Source organism: Pseudomonas sp. LPB0260 (assembly GCF_013388395.1).
The window spans coordinates 5,769,679-5,787,005 of record NZ_CP058247.1; the positions used below are offsets into that span (position 1 = coordinate 5,769,679).

The window sequence follows — 17,327 nt, forward strand, 5'->3', positions numbered from 1 at the left end:
CGGGGCGGCCCCCATACAACCTTTACCTCGCCTTCCCAGAGGAAGTTCAGCATGACGTCTTCGATCCTCGATTCGAAAATATTCGCCCCCTTGTTCCACTCGCAGGAAATGCAGTCCGTCTTCAATGACGAGGCTCGCGTAGAGGCCTTCCTGCAGACCGAGGCCGCGCTGGCCCGTGCCCAGGCCAAGCTCGGCCTTATCCCGGCAAAGGCCGCCGAGCAGATCGACGAGGCGGCCCGCAGCATCCAGATCGATATGGCGCGCCTAGCCCATGACACCGGCACCGTGGGCTACCCCATTCTCGGCCTGGTGCGCCAGTTGGTCGAAGCCTGTGGCAGCGAGTCGGGCGGCTACGTCCACTGGGGGGCGACCACGCAAGACATCATGGATACCGCATCGGTTCTCCAGATTCGCAATGGATTGGCCTTGATCGACAGGGACCTCGAGCGGGTCAAGAAGGCGCTGATCGTTCTTGCCCAGGAGCACCGCAATACCGTGATGGCCGGGCGCACTCACCTGCAGCATGCCTTGCCGATCACCTTCGGCTACAAGGCGGCGATCTGGCTGGACAGCATCCGTCGCGCCGAGGCCCGCCTCCAGCAAATGCGTCCGCGCGTACTGATGGCTCAACTCTGGGGTGCAGCTGGCACCCTGGCATCCATTGGCGACAAGGCCGAGCTGTTGACCGGCGTCGTGGCTGAAGAGCTGCAGTTGGCGACCCCGCTCGCACCCTGGCATGCGGCTCGGGACGGACTGGCGGAGGTCGGCTGCGGCCTGGCCCTGATGACCGGTTCGCTGAGCAAGATCGCGTTCGACATCATGATCATGTGCATGGACGAGATCTCCGAGGTCGCCGAACCCTTCGTCAAGGATCGCGGCGCTTCCTCGACCATGCCGCAGAAGCGTAACCCTATCTCGTGCGAGGTCATTCGTGGCTGCAATCTGGGGGTTGCCAAGGCAGCCGGGCTGCTGATGAATGCTCAGGAGGCCGACTTTGAGCGGGCGACCGGCCCCTGGCATGCCGAATGGATAGGCCTGCCCCAGGCTTTTGTCCTGGCCCATTGCGCACTCTCTCAGGCCGTGTTCCTGCTGGAAGGTCTGGAGGTGTTCCCCGACAAGATGGCCAGGAATCTCGACATCAGCAAGGGGCTGATAGTCGCGGAGGCCGCCATGATGGCCCTGGCACCGCATATCGGACGGCAGGCTGCTCACGACGTGGTCTACGAGGCCTGTCTCGAAGCGCAGAAGCATGACTGTTCGCTGTACGAGGTTCTGGCGCAAAACCCCGGAGTCACTCGCCACCTCGATGAGGATGCGCTGCAACAGGTCCTGTCGCCGTCGTCCTATTTGGGCCTGTCGCCGACGATAGTCGACAGGGTGATTGCTGGCTGAGGGCTGGTCGAGCCGGCCGTGTCAGGCGCTACCGGCTTGCCGCAGGCTCGTCGAGTCCGCTCGCAGCGGCTGTGTCCGGCGCAAGCCAGGGTCTGCCCCTGGCTTCTGCGCCGCCTGACCTGCCCTCCTGCCCCAGGACTGGCCAGTGCTAAGGACGCTGGGGGGCGCAGGGCTGCCTGCAGTTGCTCGATGCCGGCTTTCTTCAGGTATCGCAGAGACGCTTTCGGACCGCTGGCCTGGGCCAAGTACCTGCGGATTTGCTCTTTGGGCAAAGCGTCAGGGGTAGTTCAGGCGTCGCCTGAGGAGAGGCGGAACAGCAGCATAAGATTTTCTACTGCGTAGCAGAAAGTATTTGAATTTCCTTCTGCATCCACATTGATCACTATGCTCCATAGCAAGAAGTAAGAGTGAGGCAGCGATCAACATAATAAGTTGAGGTGATGGCTGTATCGAGGAGTAATAGCGGCCAAGGTTTGCCGGCCTTGTATCTTGTGTCCAACCGTCAGATACCCCGGGAGGGATGCTGAAACGCAGTACCGCTCATACTCAGGTCAATAGCCTTGCTCTTTAAATAGGGCACGCGCAGCCGAGGCCTGACAGCGAAGTAAAGTGCATACCTGAACCTGCCGCGCCGGATGGATACAGGCATTCGACGCCGCGCACTATAAAAATAAGCTTAAAGGTAAGATCATGAATACCGAATACTCAGAATGCCTAGATGCACCCATAGATGTCGCTCGTACTCAAAGCAATCGAAGAATGCAGATTTTGAGTGTTCTGATTGTTATTGCGGTTGCTTTGCCGCTTGTCCTTCTGCCTGAAGACGGTAAAGGCTTCATTGACACCCTGTTCAAGTCAATGACACACAGTTTCGACTTCGCCTTCCTGTCCCTGCCCATTATCGCGATGGGCTTCCTGGTTTATCTTGCCTGCTCGCGCTATGGCGACATCAAATTGAGTGCTGACCAGGCGGCACCTGCCGAGTTCTCCAGGAGTTCCTGGATAATGATGGTATTTCTGGCGGGTATCGCCACTGGCCTGATGCTCTGGGCGGGCACTGAATGGGCCTATCACTATGCGTGGACGCCGTTTGGCATAGAACCCAAGACTAATGAAATGTACGTGGTCGCTCAGGCCTATGGCCTGTTCCACTGGGGACCTTCAGCCTGGGCGATCTATTGCGTCCCGGCCATCGCCATGTCCTACATTTATTATGTGCGGAAAAAGCACATCTATAACCTGAGTGAATCGTGCCGCGGTGCACTCGGCAATCTCGTCGACGGCCCCGTGGGCACGGTCATCAACTACATGTTCCTGTTCGGCATCCTCGGGGCTGCCGCTACCTCTCTGGGCCTGGGCACGCCCATGATTGGCATGGCCGTCGCCAGTATTCTGGGCATAGAGCCTGGCCTCACGCTGGACATCTCCATCATTCTGGTTTGTACGGCAGTCTTCACGATCAGCAGCGGCCTGGGGCTGGCGAAGGGCATCAAGCGCCTGAGCATCTTCTCGACCGTCGTGACGGTGGCGATCGTGCTGTACATCCTGATGGTCGGGCCGACCAAGTTCATCATTGGCCTGGGTTTCGACTCCGTGGGTTATGCCGTCGAAAACTTCATCAAAATGAGCACCTGGACCGACAGCGTCAATCAAAGTGGCTTCCCGCAAGCCTGGACAGTGTTCTATTGGGCCTGGTGGATTGCTTATGCCCCCTTCATGGGCATGTTTGTAACCCGCATTTCCCAGGGCAGGACCATTCGCGAAGTGATTCTAGGCATGCTGGTCTTCGGCACTGCCGGCACCGCCATGTTCTATATCGTGGTGGGGGGCTATGGCATCGATCTGCAGATTACCGAGGCACTCGCCGTTTCGGACATCGTCAACAGCCAGGGTGGCGCTGCCGCCATCATCGAGATCTTCAAGACCCTGCCAGGCGCCACTCTTCTGCTGATCGGGCTGGCCGTGTCCGGCATCGTCCTCCTGGCCACTACCTTCGACTCCGCCGCCTATGTGCTGGCTTGCGCCACGTCCAGCGAACTCGGCGAGGGACAAGAGCCCGAGAAATCCAACCGCCTGTTCTGGTGTTTCGTGATCACCATCCTGCCGCTGGCCCTGCTGTTCGTGGGGGGGTTGAAGAGTATGCAGACGGCATCGGTGATTGTCGCCTTGCCTCTGCTGCTGATCCTGTTCTGCATGATGATTACCACCATGAAATACCTGCTGGAGGATGGCCGGGCACATCGGATCTAGCGCGCATCCGGGCTGGGTGGCAGGGCTATGATAGTTCTCGAACCGAGCCCGCCAGCCCGCGGGGATTGCTGAGCGAAGAAAACGGAGCTGTTCAAGGCTTCTGCAATCCCCGATGGCCCAAGTCAGACAGTGAGGATGCGACGATGAAGAGACCCCCACCCCATAATTGGTTGTTCGTTTTCAAGATCATCGTCGAGTCGGGCTCCATCACCGAAGCGTCCGAAAGGCTCAATGTGTCGCAGTCTGCCGTCAGCCAGCAGATCAAGTCGCTGGAGGACTACCTGGATACCCGCCTGATAGTCAGGGGGAAAAAGGGGATTTCACTGACTGATGTGGGCAAGCATTACTACAACGTTATCAAGATCGCCCTGGACAAGATATCCGATACTACGGATCAACTATTCGGCTCTGGGCGTGCCGATACGGTCACCATAAAGTCGAACTACTCGTTTGCAGACACTTGGATATCCGGAAAGCTTCATGAGTTTCACAAGTTATATCCGGGGACTCGTGTCGAGCTGTATTCCGGGTTGTGGCTGACGGATTTTGGCGAAATCGGACGAGGCATTGAAATCAGGTACGGCGATGGTGCTTGGGGTGACTCCAGTTGCCATCAACTGACCCGGGATAATGTTTTTCCGGTCTGCTCGCCGGCGACCCGCAATAGCATCACTAAGCGTGCAGACATGTTTGAGCACCCGCTCATCTCGGTGATGGGCAACAAGATTGGCTGGCAGGAGTGGTGCGACGCACAGCAACTGAGTCTGGATGTAAAACCCAGCAGCCTGTATGTCGAAAGCAACTTGCTGGCCTATAAGGCTGCCCGGTCGGGGAACTACATATGCCTGGGAATCAATTCGCTGGTCGACGCTTTCATCCAGGACGGCAGCCTGGTCAAGCTCGAGTTTGGTGAGATTAAAAGTCGCGAGAACTTCTTTATCGTGGAGCCGGACTATTACAGCATTTCCCCCAAGGAGATGCTGTTTGCCGAGTGGATTAAGTCTGCGTTCAAGTAGCGCGAGTCGAATTTAGCGGCCGAGCGCTCGCGGGCATGCCGCGCTCGCGCCTTCAGCATATTAATCACAGCAACCGAATGTTTTCGGTTCGAGTAACTTTTTGTCTTTTTCATACAGGAGGCAACATGAATACATACCAACTTTTCATTGGCGGTGAGTGGACCGATGGTGCCGACGGTGTCACAGAGCCCGTTATCAATCCGGCGACTGAAGAGGTCATTGGCCACTTCTGCCATGCCACCCCGGCGGACATCGATCGTGCTGTCGCATCGGCCAATCAGGGGCTCAAGGACTGGCAGGCGGTACCCCAGTGGCAGAGGGGGGCGATTCTCAAGCGCGCCGCCGACCTCTTGCGCCAACGCAAGCAGGAGATCGCGGAGATTCTGACCCAGGAGCAAGGCAAGCCTTTGGCCGAGTCGGTTGGCGAGATCGAGCGCGCTGCCGACTTCATCGAGTGGGGCGGCGAGGAAGCCCGGCGCATGGCTGGGCGCCTGATGAATGGTCGCGACAGTGGCAATAGCATCGAAATTCGCAAGGTGCCGGTCGGTGTAGTGGCGGCTTTTTCCCCGTGGAATTTTCCTGTGGTGCTGACCGCCAAGAAACTTGCCGGGCTGCTGGGGGCCGGCTGTTCCTGCGTCGTGAAGCCGGCCGAGGAGACGCCCGGTTCGGCGATCGAGCTGATTAAGGCACTGCTTGACGCCGGTGTTCCGGGCAAGACCCTCAACGTGGTGTTGGGCAACCCGGCACAGATTTCCAGCCAGCTGATTGCGGCCCCGTCCGTTCGCAAGATTACCTTTACCGGCTCATCGCCCGTCGGCAAGTTGCTGGCTGCCAAGGCCGGCGAAGTCATGAAACCTGTCACCATGGAGCTGGGCGGGCACTCTCCGGTCATCGTGTTCGACGATGTCGACATTGAGCCCCTCGCGAAAATGCTGGTCGCCAAGAAGTTCTTCAATGCCGGCCAGGTGTGCGTGTCGCCGACGCGATTCTTCGTCCATGAGAGCAAGTATGAACAGTTCGTCAGCCAGTTCTGCGAGCTTGCCAGCCGCTTGACCGTAGGCAATGGCAAGTACAGCAATACGCAGATGGGGCCTCTGGCCAACCAGCGGCGCCTGCAGGCAATGGAGCAACTGATTGCGGACGCGGTGTCGAAGGGCGCCAAGGTGGCTACAGGCGGCCAGCGCCTCGGCGAGCGGGGCTTCTATTTCGCGCCGACGGTATTGACGGATGTGAGCCTGGATGCGGACCTCATGAGCAACGAGATTTTTGGCCCGGTCGTCCCAATTCTGCCGTTCAATGACGAAGACGAGGTGCTTCGTATTGCTAACGACGTCGACTACGGCCTGGCAGCCTATGTGTTCACCAATGACCCCAAGCGTCAACAGCGTTTCAGCGAGCAGCTGACAGCAGGGACCATAGGGGTGAACGATGTTCCCGCCCATATCGCCGAAGTTCCGTTGGGGGGATGGGGCGACAGCGGCTATGGTGTCGAGGGTGGCATCGAAGCCCTGGACGCCTACATGAAGAGCAAGTTCGTCAGTCTTCGTTGACGTCAGTAAGCAGGGTGGCGGCTATACGCGGCCACCCTGTTCACCGGGGGAGAGCTGACGTGTCGCCCCGCACCGATATCAGCGTCGGCCATGCTCTCCTGCCATACCGCTACTGAGCGGATGCCGTTCCAGCGCACTGGGCCCAGCACTACCCAGGTCTCGCCCTCTGGGAGTGCGTGCGCCGGTGTTGCGTGATCGGTACTCAGTATTTCCAGATCGCCGGGGTCGTCCTGACCTGGGCTGCCAGTCTCGCTTCCGTACCAGGCGTAATCCGGTCAATCAATAACATCAGGTTATTGTTTTGACCGAACAAATGTCGTTGGACGCTCAGCCCCCGAACTCTAACTTTGACTCACCCCGACGGCACGCCCAGCAGGCGGCCGCCAAGGGCCTATTCGCGGTGATCCAGACCATTTGAAGGGTCGGCAGAAGCTTGTCCAAGAGTTCGTGCTGGCGGGATTTCTTCGCCCTGGATAAAGCGCCGAGCGGCGTCACCAAGGTCACGTTTATATATCGATAAGAAGAGGGCGCAATGACCCAAGCCGACGAGATACTTTCGGTCAAGAACATATTCAAGGTATTCGGCGCGCAGCCGGAAGTGGCCATGGATATGTTGCGCAAGGGCGCCGACAAGAACGAGATATTTCAGAAGACCGGGCAAGTGGTCGGCGTGTTCGACGCCAGTTTCTCGGTCAAGCGCGGCGAGATCTTCGTCATCATGGGCCTGTCCGGCTCGGGCAAGTCGACCATGGTGCGCCTGTTCAACCGCCTGATCGAACCGACCTCCGGCAGCATCCACCTCAACGGCCGGGAGATCACCGGCCTGTCCGACAAGGAGCTGACCAACGTGCGGCGCAAGGAAATGGGCATGGTGTTCCAGTCCTTCGCCCTGATGCCGCACATGAGCGTGCTGGACAACGCCGCCTTCGGCCTGGAGATCTCCGGGATCAGCGAGCAGGAGCGCCGCGCCCGGGCCATCGAAGCCCTGGCCCAGGTCGGCCTGGCCGGCCACGAGAACAGCTACCCGCACCAGCTGTCCGGCGGCATGCAGCAGCGCGTCGGCCTGGCCCGCGCGCTGACCAACGACCCGACCATCCTGCTGATGGACGAGGCCTTCTCCGCCCTCGACCCGCTGATCCGCAGCGAGATGCAGGGCGAGCTGATCCGCCTGCAGGCCGAGCAGCAGCGCACCATCATCTTCATCTCCCACGACATCGAAGAGGCCATCCGCATCGGCCACCGCATCGCCATCATGGAGGGCGGTCGAGTGGTGCAGATCGGCACCCCGCAGGAACTGCTGTGCAACCCGGCCAACGAGTATGTCGAGGCCTTCTTCAAGGGCTTCGACAGCTCGCGGGTGCTCAAGGCCGGCGACGTCGCCGCGCTGGACCCGGCCACGGTGTGCCGGGTCAACGGCCATGTGCCGGCCTTCGCCGCCGGCGTGCCGTTCGGCTACCTGGTCAACGAACAGGACCAGCTGCTCGCTGTGGTCGACGCCGCGCAGCTGCGCGACGGCGCCGACTCCGCGCGGATCGAGCAGCTCAAGCTGGATTGCCACCAGCCCATCTACATCGACACGCCCCTGCACGACGTGCTGGATATCGTCGCCGAGGTGCCGTACCCGGTGCCGGTCATCGACCACGCCGGCGCGCTCAAGGGGACGATTTCGAAGAGCTTGCTGCTGCACACCATGAGTCGCCACTGAGCGGCAGACCGTCGAGCCGGCACGCGCCGCAGAACCCCAGAATAGGTAACCACGATGTCAGAGTTCAGCATTCTCGATCCCTTCCAGACCTTGACCATCCCCCTGGGCGACTGGGTGGAGAGCACCCTCAATTACCTGGTGCACAACTTCCGCGAGTTCTTCCGCGCGATCCGCTGGCCGATCGACCAGGTGCTCAACGGCTTCGAATTCACCCTGCAGAGCATCCCGCCGACCATCGGCATCCTCCTCGCCTCGCTGTTCGGCTGGCAGATGGCCGGGCCGCGCATGGGCCTGCTGTGCGCCGTTACCCTGACCCTGCTGGGCCTGATCGGGGTCTGGTCGGAGTCCATGACCACCCTGGCCCTGGTGCTGACCTCGGTGTTCTTCTGCGCCCTGATCGGCGTGCCCCTGGGCATCCTCTCGGCCCGCAGCGACCGCCTGGAGAAGGTGGTGCGGCCGGTGCTCGACGCCATGCAGACCCTGCCGGCCTTCGTCTACCTGGTGCCGGTGGTGATGCTGTTCGGCATCGGCAACGTGCCGGGCGTGCTGGTGACCATCGTGTTCGCCGTGCCGCCGCTGGTGCGCCTGACCAACCTGGGCATCCGCCAGGTGCCGGACGACAAGATCGAGGCGGCCCGCGCCTTCGGCTGCACGCCGTGGCAGATGCTCCGCCGCGTGCAGCTGCCCTTGGCCGCGCCGACCATCATGGCCGGCGTCAACCAGACCCTGATGCTCTCGCTGTCGATGGTGGTGATCGCCTCGATGATCTCGGTCGGCGGCCTGGGGCAGATGGTGCTGCGCGGCATCGGCCGCCTGGACATGGGCCTGGCCACGGTCGGCGGTGTCGGCCTGGTGCTGCTGGCGATCTTCCTCGACCGCCTGACCCAGGCGATGGGCGAGCGCAGCAGCGACCCCAGCCGGCGCTGGTACCACAGCGGCCCCGTCGGCCTGCTGCTGGGCCTGCTGGGCAGCCGCCCGGCAACCGCCAAAGCTCAGGCCTGAGGCCTGGTTCCTGAACCCAATCGAAATACCCGACGAACAACAAAACCCAGAGGTAGATGACGATGAGTTTCGAAAAGCGTGGCTTCACCCAGAAGGTCCTGCACTGCGCCGCCGTGGCGTCCCTGAGCCTGCTGCCGCTGTATGGCCAGGCGGCGAGCGCCGAGAAACCCGGCGAGGGCGTGGAAGTGACGCCGATCTTCCCGAGCATCGCCGAGGAGCGCTTCCGCGGTGAGGTGGCCATGGCCGGCCTGCGCGAGCTGGGTTACGAGGTACAGGAACCCAAGGAAACCGAATACGCGGCGATGATGCTGGCGCTGTCCTACGGCGATGCCGACTTTTCCGTGCACCTGTGGGACAAGCTGCACGACACCTTCTACCAGAAGGTCGGCGGCGACGACACGCTGGTCAAGGCCGGCGACGTGATCCCCGGGGTGCTGCAGGGCTACCTGATCGACAAGAAGACCGCCGAGGCGCACAACATCAAGTACCTCACCGACCTGAAGAAGCCGGAGATCGCCAAGCTGTTCGACAGCAATGGCGATGGCAAGGCCGACCTTACCGGCTGCAACCCGGGCTGGGGCTGCGAGCTGGTGATCGACCACCACCTCAAGGCCTACGACCTGGAGCAGAGCGTCAGCCACAACCGCGGCTCCTACTTCGCCCTGATGGCCGACACCATCGCCCGCTACAAGGAAGGGCAGCCGATCCTCTACTTCACCTGGGTGCCGCAGTGGATCGCCGGCGTGCTGGTCGAGGGCAAGGATGTGGTCTGGCTGGAAGTGCCGCACACCGATCTGCCGGACGGCAACAACGACGTCAACACCAGCTTCGCCGGCAAGAACCTCGGCTTCGCCGTGGACGAGGTCAAGGCCGTGCTGAACAAGGACTTCGCCAAGGAGAATCCGGCCGCCCTGAAGTTCCTCTCGCTGGTGCAGATCACCACCGATGACGAGAGCGCACAGAACCTGAAGATGCAGAACGGTGAAAGCAGCGCCGCCGACATCAAGCGTCACGCCGCCGACTGGGTCGCCGCCCACCGCGAGACGTTCGACGGCTGGCTGGCCGCTTCCCGCGCCGCGGCCAACTGAGTTCCGCGCTCAGACTCGTGAACCTTATTTGGGCGCCCCGATGGGCGCCTTTTTTTGCCCTTCGAGTCGCGACCCATTCATGGAGTAAGCCCATGTCGCTCTATTCGTTCGTCCGTGATTTCACCTTCAGCCAGGCACCGCAGCACACCCGCACGCTGCTGCAGACCTGCCTGCTGGACATCCTCGGGGTCGCCGCCGGCGCCCGCGACAACCAGACCAGCCAGGCCCTCAAGGGCTACGCGGTCGCGCATTACCCGGCCGGCGCCATGGCCAGCCGCCTGCTGTTCGACGGCCGTGCCGTGCACCCGCTGGGCGCGGCCTGGGCCGGCGGCTTCAGCGTTGACAGCCTGGATGCCCACGAGGGCCACTTCACCTCCAAGGGCCATGCCGGCGCCACCGTGGTGCCGGCGTTGCTGGCGCTGGTCGACGCCTGCCGCGAGCAGGGCCGCGCCATCAGTGGCGAGGAGCTGCTCAGCGCCCTGTGCATCGGCTACGAGACGGCGCTGCGCGCCGGTGCCGCGCTGATGGCCACCGCGCCGGAATACCACGCCTCCGGCGCCTTCTCCGGGCTCGGCGTGGTCTGCGGCGGCGCGCGCCTGCTCGGCCTCGACGAGCAGACCTTCCGTCATGCCCTGGGCATCGCCGAGTACTTCGGCCCGCGCTGCCCGATGATGCGCCTGGTCGATCATCCCTCGATGCTGCGGGACGCCCACGGCGCCGGCGCCCATGCCGGGCTCAACGCCCTGCTGCTGGCCCAGGCCGGGGTCACCGGCGCGCCGGCCGAGACGGTCGAGACCACGGCGGTCGCCGCCCAGTGGCACGACCTCGGCCAGCGCTGGGAGATCGATGCCCAGTACTTCAAGCCCTGGCCGGTGTGCCGCTGGGCCCAGCCGGCCCTGACCGCGATGACCGCGCTGCTGGCCGCGCATCCGCAGATCAGCGGCGAGGCCATCGAGAAGATCCAGGTCGAGACCTTCCACGAATCCATGCGCCTGCAGGGCCACACCCCGGCCAATGCCGACGAGGCCCAGTATGCCCTGGCCTTCCCGCTGGCGGCGCTGGTCGCCCGTGGCCAGGTCGGCCCGCTGGAGGTGACCGGGGAGGCAATCCATGCTGCCGACATCCTCGCCGTCAGCCAACGAATCGAGATCGTCGAGGCCGACGACCTGTCCGCGCGCTTCCCCAATGAGATCCTCTCGCGGGTCTCGGTGTCGCTCAAGGATGGCCAGCGCTTCGCCAGCCCGATCACTGCGGCCAAGGGCGACCCGGCCACGGCCATGAGCCAGGCCGAGTTCAGCGCCAAGTTCCACCTGCTCGCCGGCGTCAGCCTGGATCAGGTGCGCCGGGAGGCCATCGAACAGGCCGTCGCCGCGCTGCCGGCCAGCGCCGACTGCAGCGAGCTGTTCGAGTTGCTGTTCCACACCGACGTCGCCCGGGCAATGCCCGAGGCCGCTCAGCTCATGGAGATCGCCCTATGAAGTTCGCCGAGAAAGTCACCCTGATCACCGGCGCCGCCGGCGGCGTCGGCCAGGCCCTGGCCCTGCTGTTCGCCCGCGAGGGTGCGCGCCTGATGCTGTCCGACCGCGACGAGGTGGGTTGTGCGGCCATCGCCGAGCGGGCCCGCGCCCTCGGTGCCGAGGTCAGTTACCTGGCCGGCGACCTCAAGCAGAAGAGCTATTGCGAGGCGCTGGTCAGCGCCGCGGTGGAGGCCTTCGGCGGCCTCGACATCGTGCTCAACAATGCCGGCATCATCCCCCGCGGCACCATCGAGGAAACCACCGACGAGATGTGGTTCGACGCCATGGGCGTGAACCTCAACGCGGTGTTCTACATCTGCCGCGCCGCCATTCCACACATGAAGGGCCGCAAGGGCGCGGCCATCGTCAACACCTCCTCGGTGTGGGGCGTCTACCCGGGGCCGGGGCATGTCGCCTACTGCACCAGCAAGGGCGCGGTGGCGGCGCTGAGCAAGAACCTCGGCCGCGACTGTGCGCCGCTGGGCATCCGGGTCAACGCCGTGTGCCCGCATGAAATCAACACGCCGATGATCCGCAGCGGTTTCGAGCGCCGCGGCCTGGACCCGGACAAGGCGGTCGAGGAGCTGAACAAGAGCGTGCCCCTGGGGCGCATCGCCGAACCGGAGGACATCGCCGATGTGATCGCCTTCCTGGCCTCGGACGAGGCGCGTTACATCGCCGGCGAGACCCTCGAGGTCACCGGTGCCAAGCCGGTTTCGGGCTGAGGAGATGACCATGCTTTTGACAGGAAAAAATGCCCTGGTGACCGGCGGCGGCCGTGGCATCGGCCGCGGCATCACCGAGAAACTGCTGGCCGCCGGTGCGCGGGTGCTGGTGGCCCAGCGCCAGGCACTGGACGCCGAGCTGGCGAATAACCCGGATGTGTTCTTCGTCGAGGCCGACCTGGCCGAGTCCGGCGCGCCGCTGCGCATCGCCCAGGCCGCGGCCGAACTGCTCGGCGGCATCGACGTGCTGGTGAACAACGCCGGCTTCATGTTCGAGCAGCCGATCGAGGCCATGAGCGAGCAGGACTGGGACCGGATGCTGGTGGTCAACCTGCGCGCGCCGGTGTTCCTCGCCCGCGAACTGCTGGCGCAGATGCGCCAGCGCGGCGGCGGCAGCATCATCAACATCGGCTCGATCGAGGGCCTCGGCGCCAACCCCCAGCACGCCGCCTACTGCGCCTCCAAGGCCGGCATCCACGGCCTGACCCGGGCCCTGGCGGTGGACCTCGGCCGCGACGGCGTGCGCTGCAACGCCATCGCCCCGGGCTGGATCGACTCGGACCTGAGCAACGCCTACATCGACGTCCAGGCCGACCCGGTCGGCGCCCGCCAGGGCCTGCTGGCCATGCACCCGGTCGGCCGCACCGGCACCCCGCAGGACGTCGGCGGCGCGGTGGTATTCCTCGCCTCCGACGAAGCGGCCTTTGTCACCGGCCAGATTCTGGTGGTCGACGGCGGCCGCACCGCCAAGCTGCCCCTGCCGTTCTGAGGCGCTGTACGCGGCATGCCCCAGGTGTCGGAAATAGACACCTGGGGGCGCGCCTGTACATAGAGCGCGCGCCCGGCCGGCGCTGCTGTGCGGTATCCGCCGAGCCCACGGCGCCCAGAACTCGCTCATCCGCCTCGTTTAGGCGGCTCGAATGGAGGGCTGGCTTGCCCGCTTAATCCCTTCGCTCCAATTGAAAAATTTGCTGGCCACATGCCCACGCCTTTCCTATACATAGGAAAGCCCCTCACCGTTGACGTGCTGTTGAAAAACGACCTGCGTGGCCAATGAGTTATTTAAAACAGATTCGAGCGCGAGTTCGCTCGGCATGCCGAGCGACTGCATGTGAACTCCGTCGGTGCATCTGTTTGATTTGCCAGAGATTGCCTTCCTGGCCTGCCTGGGATGGCCTTGCCGACGCTCTTCGGCCAACTGGCAAACATTCACTCTCCAGAGGGCGAGGATCATCATGCCTGCCCGCAGAAATCCGATACGCGTGATGCTGATCGATTGCCGTCCTCTGGTCCTCATGGGCCTGCACGATCTGATCAACGCGAGGAAGCCACGGATGGAGGTGATCGGCCAAGCCTCGGCCTATGCCAGCGCACTGGATCTTGCCGACCGGTTGCGTCCCGATGTCATTTTTTTCAGTTTCTTTCCGGATGCACTCGACCCGCTGGATGTCATCGCCGGGCTCGCCTCCAATGCCGAGATGAAAGTGCTGGTGCTCAAGGGGTTGTACGAATCCATTCCAGTGGGCCAGGCGATAGGTGCGGGTGCCCGTGGCATAGTGCTGGCCGAAGACCCGACGGAAGCGATCATCCAGGCCATCATCAGGGTCCACCATCGTGACGTCGGGCTGGACAGAGCCTGGGCCGGGGGGCTGTCCAGCTATGCCGTGGCCGGGCACGTGCCCTTTAAGTGCAGTCTGGAGAGGACGAGGCAGGCGCAGTTGACGCATCGCGAAAAGGAGCTGATTCGCGTCATAGTGGGCGACCCGTCCGCCAAGTACCTGAGCATCGCCGCGCACTTGGGTATCAGTGAGCACACCGTGCATAACCACCTCAGCAACATCTATCACAAACTCAAACTCATCAACCGCGTCGACCTGCTGATATACGCGCTGAAGCACGGGATTACCGACAGCGATGAGCCGCCTGCGTCCAGTTGGGTGGAGTTGGATTGAATCGAGGCCCTGGCACCCTGTGCAGTGCCCGGGCAGTCGGGCCGTTGCCCTCCTGAGCGGTGGCCAGGTGCGAGAGGCTGGCTGATGGCGGTGCCGGCCTGCATGCCCGCCGCCCCTGCAAGAGTTGCCGGCAGCAGTGCGGGGGGTAGGCTCTTGCGCTACCGCCCGCAGCTGCACCTTCCCGCGATGCCTCAGATGCCGCCGAGCACGATGTCGCTGGCCAGCAGGTCGACCCCGACCACGGTGATGGTGGTGATCTGTCCGCCGGACTCGGTGATCGTCACCAGGCTGTCTGCGCCGCTGTTGTCGATCGACGTGACGGCACCCGGGTCGCCAAGCAGCACCAGCCTGTCGCGCAGGCCCGAGCTCGCATCGAAGCCGGTGACCTGGTATAGGGTCTCGGTGAAAGACAGGTCGACGTTGAAGGCGTCCTGCTTGCCGAGCGTGCCGAGCAGCGAGTAGTCGAACAGCGTGTTGGCCAGTTCGTTGGCGAACAGGTCGGCGGCGAAAATGCTGGTCGCCGTATCGCCGTCGCCGTCGGTCAGGGTGGCGCTGAAGGTCAGCCGGATATCGCTGGCCAGGCTCTCGGTCTCCTGGATGAACTGGATCACCGGGATCTTGATCACGCCCTTGCCCATGGTCAGCTGCACCGCATCGATCAGCTTGCTGCCTTCGCGCTCGATGAGGAAGGACTTCTGCCCGCCCGCTTCCGACTTCAGGTCAGCGGCTCCCACCAGGATATGGTTCGAAACCGTCTCGTCCGAGTAGAAGATCCGGTAGTAGAGCTGTTCCGTCGCTGGGTTGTAGCCCTGCACCGAGTTGTCGATGAAGACTCGCATGGCCGTCAACAGGGACTCGGGGTTGACGACGAAGCTCTCGTCGCCGGGATTGATGCCGGCCGTGCCGTTGCCATCCAGGTTGTTGTTGCCGATGCCGATGCCCGAGGTGCTGACGTTCATGTTCGCCGTGCCGAGGAAGCTGAATCCTCCGGCTTCTATCTGCGCTTCGGTCAGGTCCGACGCGCCCGGCCCGATGGCGAGGAGAATGTTGGCGGCGCTGGTGGTCGCGTTGACGCCGAAGAAGACGATCTCCTCGGAGGGCGACGGAATGGTCGGCGTATTCTGCGGCGGGATCAGCAGGGTGCGCACCGGGTCCGGGCCGCCGGCAGCGAGCGCGCCATCGGCACTGCTGCGCACTATCATCGAACTGAAACCCTGCACCAGGTCCAGCGCATAGGTGCCATTGGCGAAAGCGGTCAGCGTGTAGTCGATGGTGGTATTCGCCGTTGCGGAATTGTTGTCGAAATCGCCGGTCAACTGGCCGGCGAAACGGAAGGCGCCGCTGGCATCCGGCGAGGGCGACAGCTCGGTGAGTGTGCCGCTTCCGGTGGCGGTAGTGCCGTCGGGCCTGACCAGGGTGAACTGGCCGTTCACCAGGCTGATGTCCAGACCGCTCGCGCCCAGTCCGTCGGCGCCGGCCGCCATGTTCCAGTAGCCGAACTGCGCGAGGGTGGTGCCGGTGCCTATCAGGTTGCCGAAGGCCAGGGTAGGGCCGTCGTCCTCGAAGATCATCTGGGAGCCGACCTCGGTGACCGAGGTCGAGACCTGCCGCAGCATGAAGCCACCAATGTCGAAGTCGGCGTGGTTGTTGCCCTTGGCGTTGAGGGCCGCGCCGTTCTCGACGAGTACGCGGTTGTGATCCGTGGTGGTGGTGTATTCGATCCTGTGGCCGGCCTTGATGCCGGTCAGCGTCGCGACCCCGCCGACGATGGCGATGGTGATGCCGGGGTCGTTCACCGAACCATCCGAGTTCTCGATCACCAGCCCGCTGGCGATGTTGATGACGCGGACGTTGCTGATCGCCACCGCGGTATCGTTTGTATAGCCGTCGACGAAATTCACCCCGGGTTCCGCGTCGGTGCTGAAGGCGCTGATCTTCACCTGAGCCGTCTTGCCGCTCTGCAGTTGCACGACGTCGAAGCGCGCCGAGCGCGCGTTGAACATGGCGGTGAAGTCGATGTTGGCTTCGACATCCGCTTCGTTCTGATCCAGATTGGGAATGGTCACGTCCAGACGGGCGCCGGTGACGAAGGTGAAGCGGATGCCCTCCTGTTCGGTGATCATCTGATTGTTGGTGCCGAAGGTGGTCGGGCCGCCCGCCTGGCTGGTGTTGATGGTGTCGCCGGTGTTGATGTTGACGCCGGTGGACTGGTTAGCGGGGTCCTTGCCGGTGGCGATGATGCTCGGATTCGAGATCCGCGTGACACCGTTGTCGTTAAAGGTTAGCGGGTTGGTCTGGGTGAACATGAGGAACAGGTTCTGCCCGGAGGGCGCGTTGGCCAGGACGAACTCCACGTCCTGGCTGGTGCCGATGAATACCTTGTTGAGCAAGTTGAGCGCATCGTCGGGGTCGTTGGGGTTCAGGTGCTTGAGCGGCTGGTATTGCACCATCCACAGCTTGCCGCCCGAGACCGGCGAGCCGGTTTCCTCGATATAGGCGGCGAACACGATGGTCCCGTGCGGCCCCCCGGCCCGGGCCAGCAGGATGTTGTTGTTGAGGCTATCGGTGTAGAGCAGGATGCTCGTGCCGTCGAGGGTGTCCAGGCCGCTGTCCAGGCCATTGAGCGGCGCGCCCGTGCTGTCGGTGAAGCTGACATCGATGACGTTCGCGCCGGGGGGCGGGGTGATGCTGAAGGCGTTGCTGCCCGTGTCGCCCACGGCCCCGCTATAGCCGCTCAAGGCCGCGCCCAATGCGGTGGAGGTGTTGGCCCCCAGTACGCTCAGGCGCGTGGAGAAGGTCAGCGGCAGGGTTGTCACCAGAATGTCGTTGTCGTCCGCGTCTCCCGCGATGCCTGGAGTGGCAGTGTTGTTCTGCAATCCGGCCGTTTCGTCCAGCGTAACGTACACAATAGCCATGGCGTGCTCCTGGGTGTTGCCGGTCATCGAGGCCTGACCGTTGGCCGTGACTTCAGCTCTGTCCTCCACTATCGGGAGAGACCGGCGCAGTGCCCATCGCCCGATGCTCCCAGACGGCATGGGAGTTTCGGACTAGTGGCGTATTGCTGGCGCCGAGCGCTGATGCAAGGAGCTATCGGAGGAGCGCGGGCTGCAGCGGGGGGGCGGCGCGACAG

Annotated in this window: 12 protein-coding genes; 11 read left to right on the forward strand and 1 reads right to left on the reverse strand. The window is 63.2% G+C overall.

All coding sequences use genetic code 11. The features are described from left to right. The first annotated feature begins 51 nt into the window (after positions 1 to 51). The 11 genes from LPB260_RS25865 to LPB260_RS25915 all read left to right on the forward strand — a co-directional run bounded on the left by LPB260_RS25865 (position 52) and on the right by LPB260_RS25915 (position 14,197). The gene (locus LPB260_RS25865) at positions 52 to 1,392 is read left to right on the forward strand and encodes an adenylosuccinate lyase family protein (protein WP_208708748.1); all 1,341 of its coding nucleotides are present in this window, start codon (positions 52 to 54) and stop codon (positions 1,390 to 1,392) included. Between the two features lie 690 nt (positions 1,393 to 2,082). Further along, on the forward strand, positions 2,083 to 3,642 hold the full coding sequence (locus LPB260_RS25870) for a BCCT family transporter (RefSeq protein ID WP_208708749.1): 1,560 nt from the start codon (positions 2,083 to 2,085) through the stop codon (positions 3,640 to 3,642). Positions 3,643 to 3,785: 143 nt separating this feature from the next. After that, on the forward strand, positions 3,786 to 4,658 hold the full coding sequence (locus LPB260_RS25875; protein WP_208708750.1) for a LysR family transcriptional regulator: 873 nt from the start codon (positions 3,786 to 3,788) through the stop codon (positions 4,656 to 4,658). 125 nt (positions 4,659 to 4,783) lie between these two features. Then, positions 4,784 to 6,208 carry an NAD-dependent succinate-semialdehyde dehydrogenase gene (locus LPB260_RS25880; RefSeq protein WP_208708751.1) on the forward strand — a complete coding sequence of 475 codons (1,425 nt, stop codon included), beginning with the start codon at positions 4,784 to 4,786 and terminating at the stop codon, positions 6,206 to 6,208. 532 nt (positions 6,209 to 6,740) lie between these two features. Then, positions 6,741 to 7,913 (forward strand): glycine betaine/L-proline ABC transporter ATP-binding protein, encoded by a 1,173-nt coding sequence (locus LPB260_RS25885; RefSeq protein WP_208708752.1) that lies wholly within the window; start codon positions 6,741 to 6,743, stop codon positions 7,911 to 7,913. Between the two features lie 54 nt (positions 7,914 to 7,967). Next, positions 7,968 to 8,915 carry a glycine betaine/L-proline ABC transporter permease ProW gene (proW, locus tag LPB260_RS25890; protein WP_208708753.1) on the forward strand — a complete coding sequence of 316 codons (948 nt, stop codon included), beginning with the start codon at positions 7,968 to 7,970 and terminating at the stop codon, positions 8,913 to 8,915. A 62-nt stretch (positions 8,916 to 8,977) separates the two neighbouring features. Beyond that, on the forward strand, positions 8,978 to 10,003 hold the full coding sequence (gene proX / locus LPB260_RS25895) for a glycine betaine/L-proline ABC transporter substrate-binding protein ProX (protein ID WP_208708754.1): 1,026 nt from the start codon (positions 8,978 to 8,980) through the stop codon (positions 10,001 to 10,003). 92 nt (positions 10,004 to 10,095) lie between these two features. Beyond that, the gene (locus LPB260_RS25900; protein ID WP_208708755.1) at positions 10,096 to 11,481 is read left to right on the forward strand and encodes an MmgE/PrpD family protein; all 1,386 of its coding nucleotides are present in this window, start codon (positions 10,096 to 10,098) and stop codon (positions 11,479 to 11,481) included. Continuing rightward, positions 11,478 to 12,245: an SDR family NAD(P)-dependent oxidoreductase gene (locus LPB260_RS25905; protein WP_208708756.1), complete on the forward strand. Its 768-nt coding sequence runs from the start codon at positions 11,478 to 11,480 to the stop codon at positions 12,243 to 12,245. Before LPB260_RS25900 ends, LPB260_RS25905 begins: the two co-directional genes overlap by 4 nt. A gap of 10 nt (positions 12,246 to 12,255) precedes the next feature. Beyond that, positions 12,256 to 13,014, forward strand: a complete 759-nt coding sequence (locus LPB260_RS25910; RefSeq protein ID WP_208708757.1) for an SDR family NAD(P)-dependent oxidoreductase — start codon at positions 12,256 to 12,258, stop codon at positions 13,012 to 13,014. Positions 13,015 to 13,480: 466 nt separating this feature from the next. Further along, on the forward strand, positions 13,481 to 14,197 hold the full coding sequence (locus LPB260_RS25915) for a response regulator transcription factor (RefSeq protein ID WP_208708758.1): 717 nt from the start codon (positions 13,481 to 13,483) through the stop codon (positions 14,195 to 14,197). A gap of 191 nt (positions 14,198 to 14,388) precedes the next feature. Here LPB260_RS25915 and LPB260_RS25920 read toward each other — a convergent pair whose 3' ends face one another. Next, on the reverse strand, positions 14,389 to 17,112 hold the full coding sequence (locus LPB260_RS25920; RefSeq protein WP_208708759.1) for a hypothetical protein: 2,724 nt from the start codon (positions 17,110 to 17,112) through the stop codon (positions 14,389 to 14,391). Positions 17,113 to 17,327 lie beyond the last annotated feature (215 nt).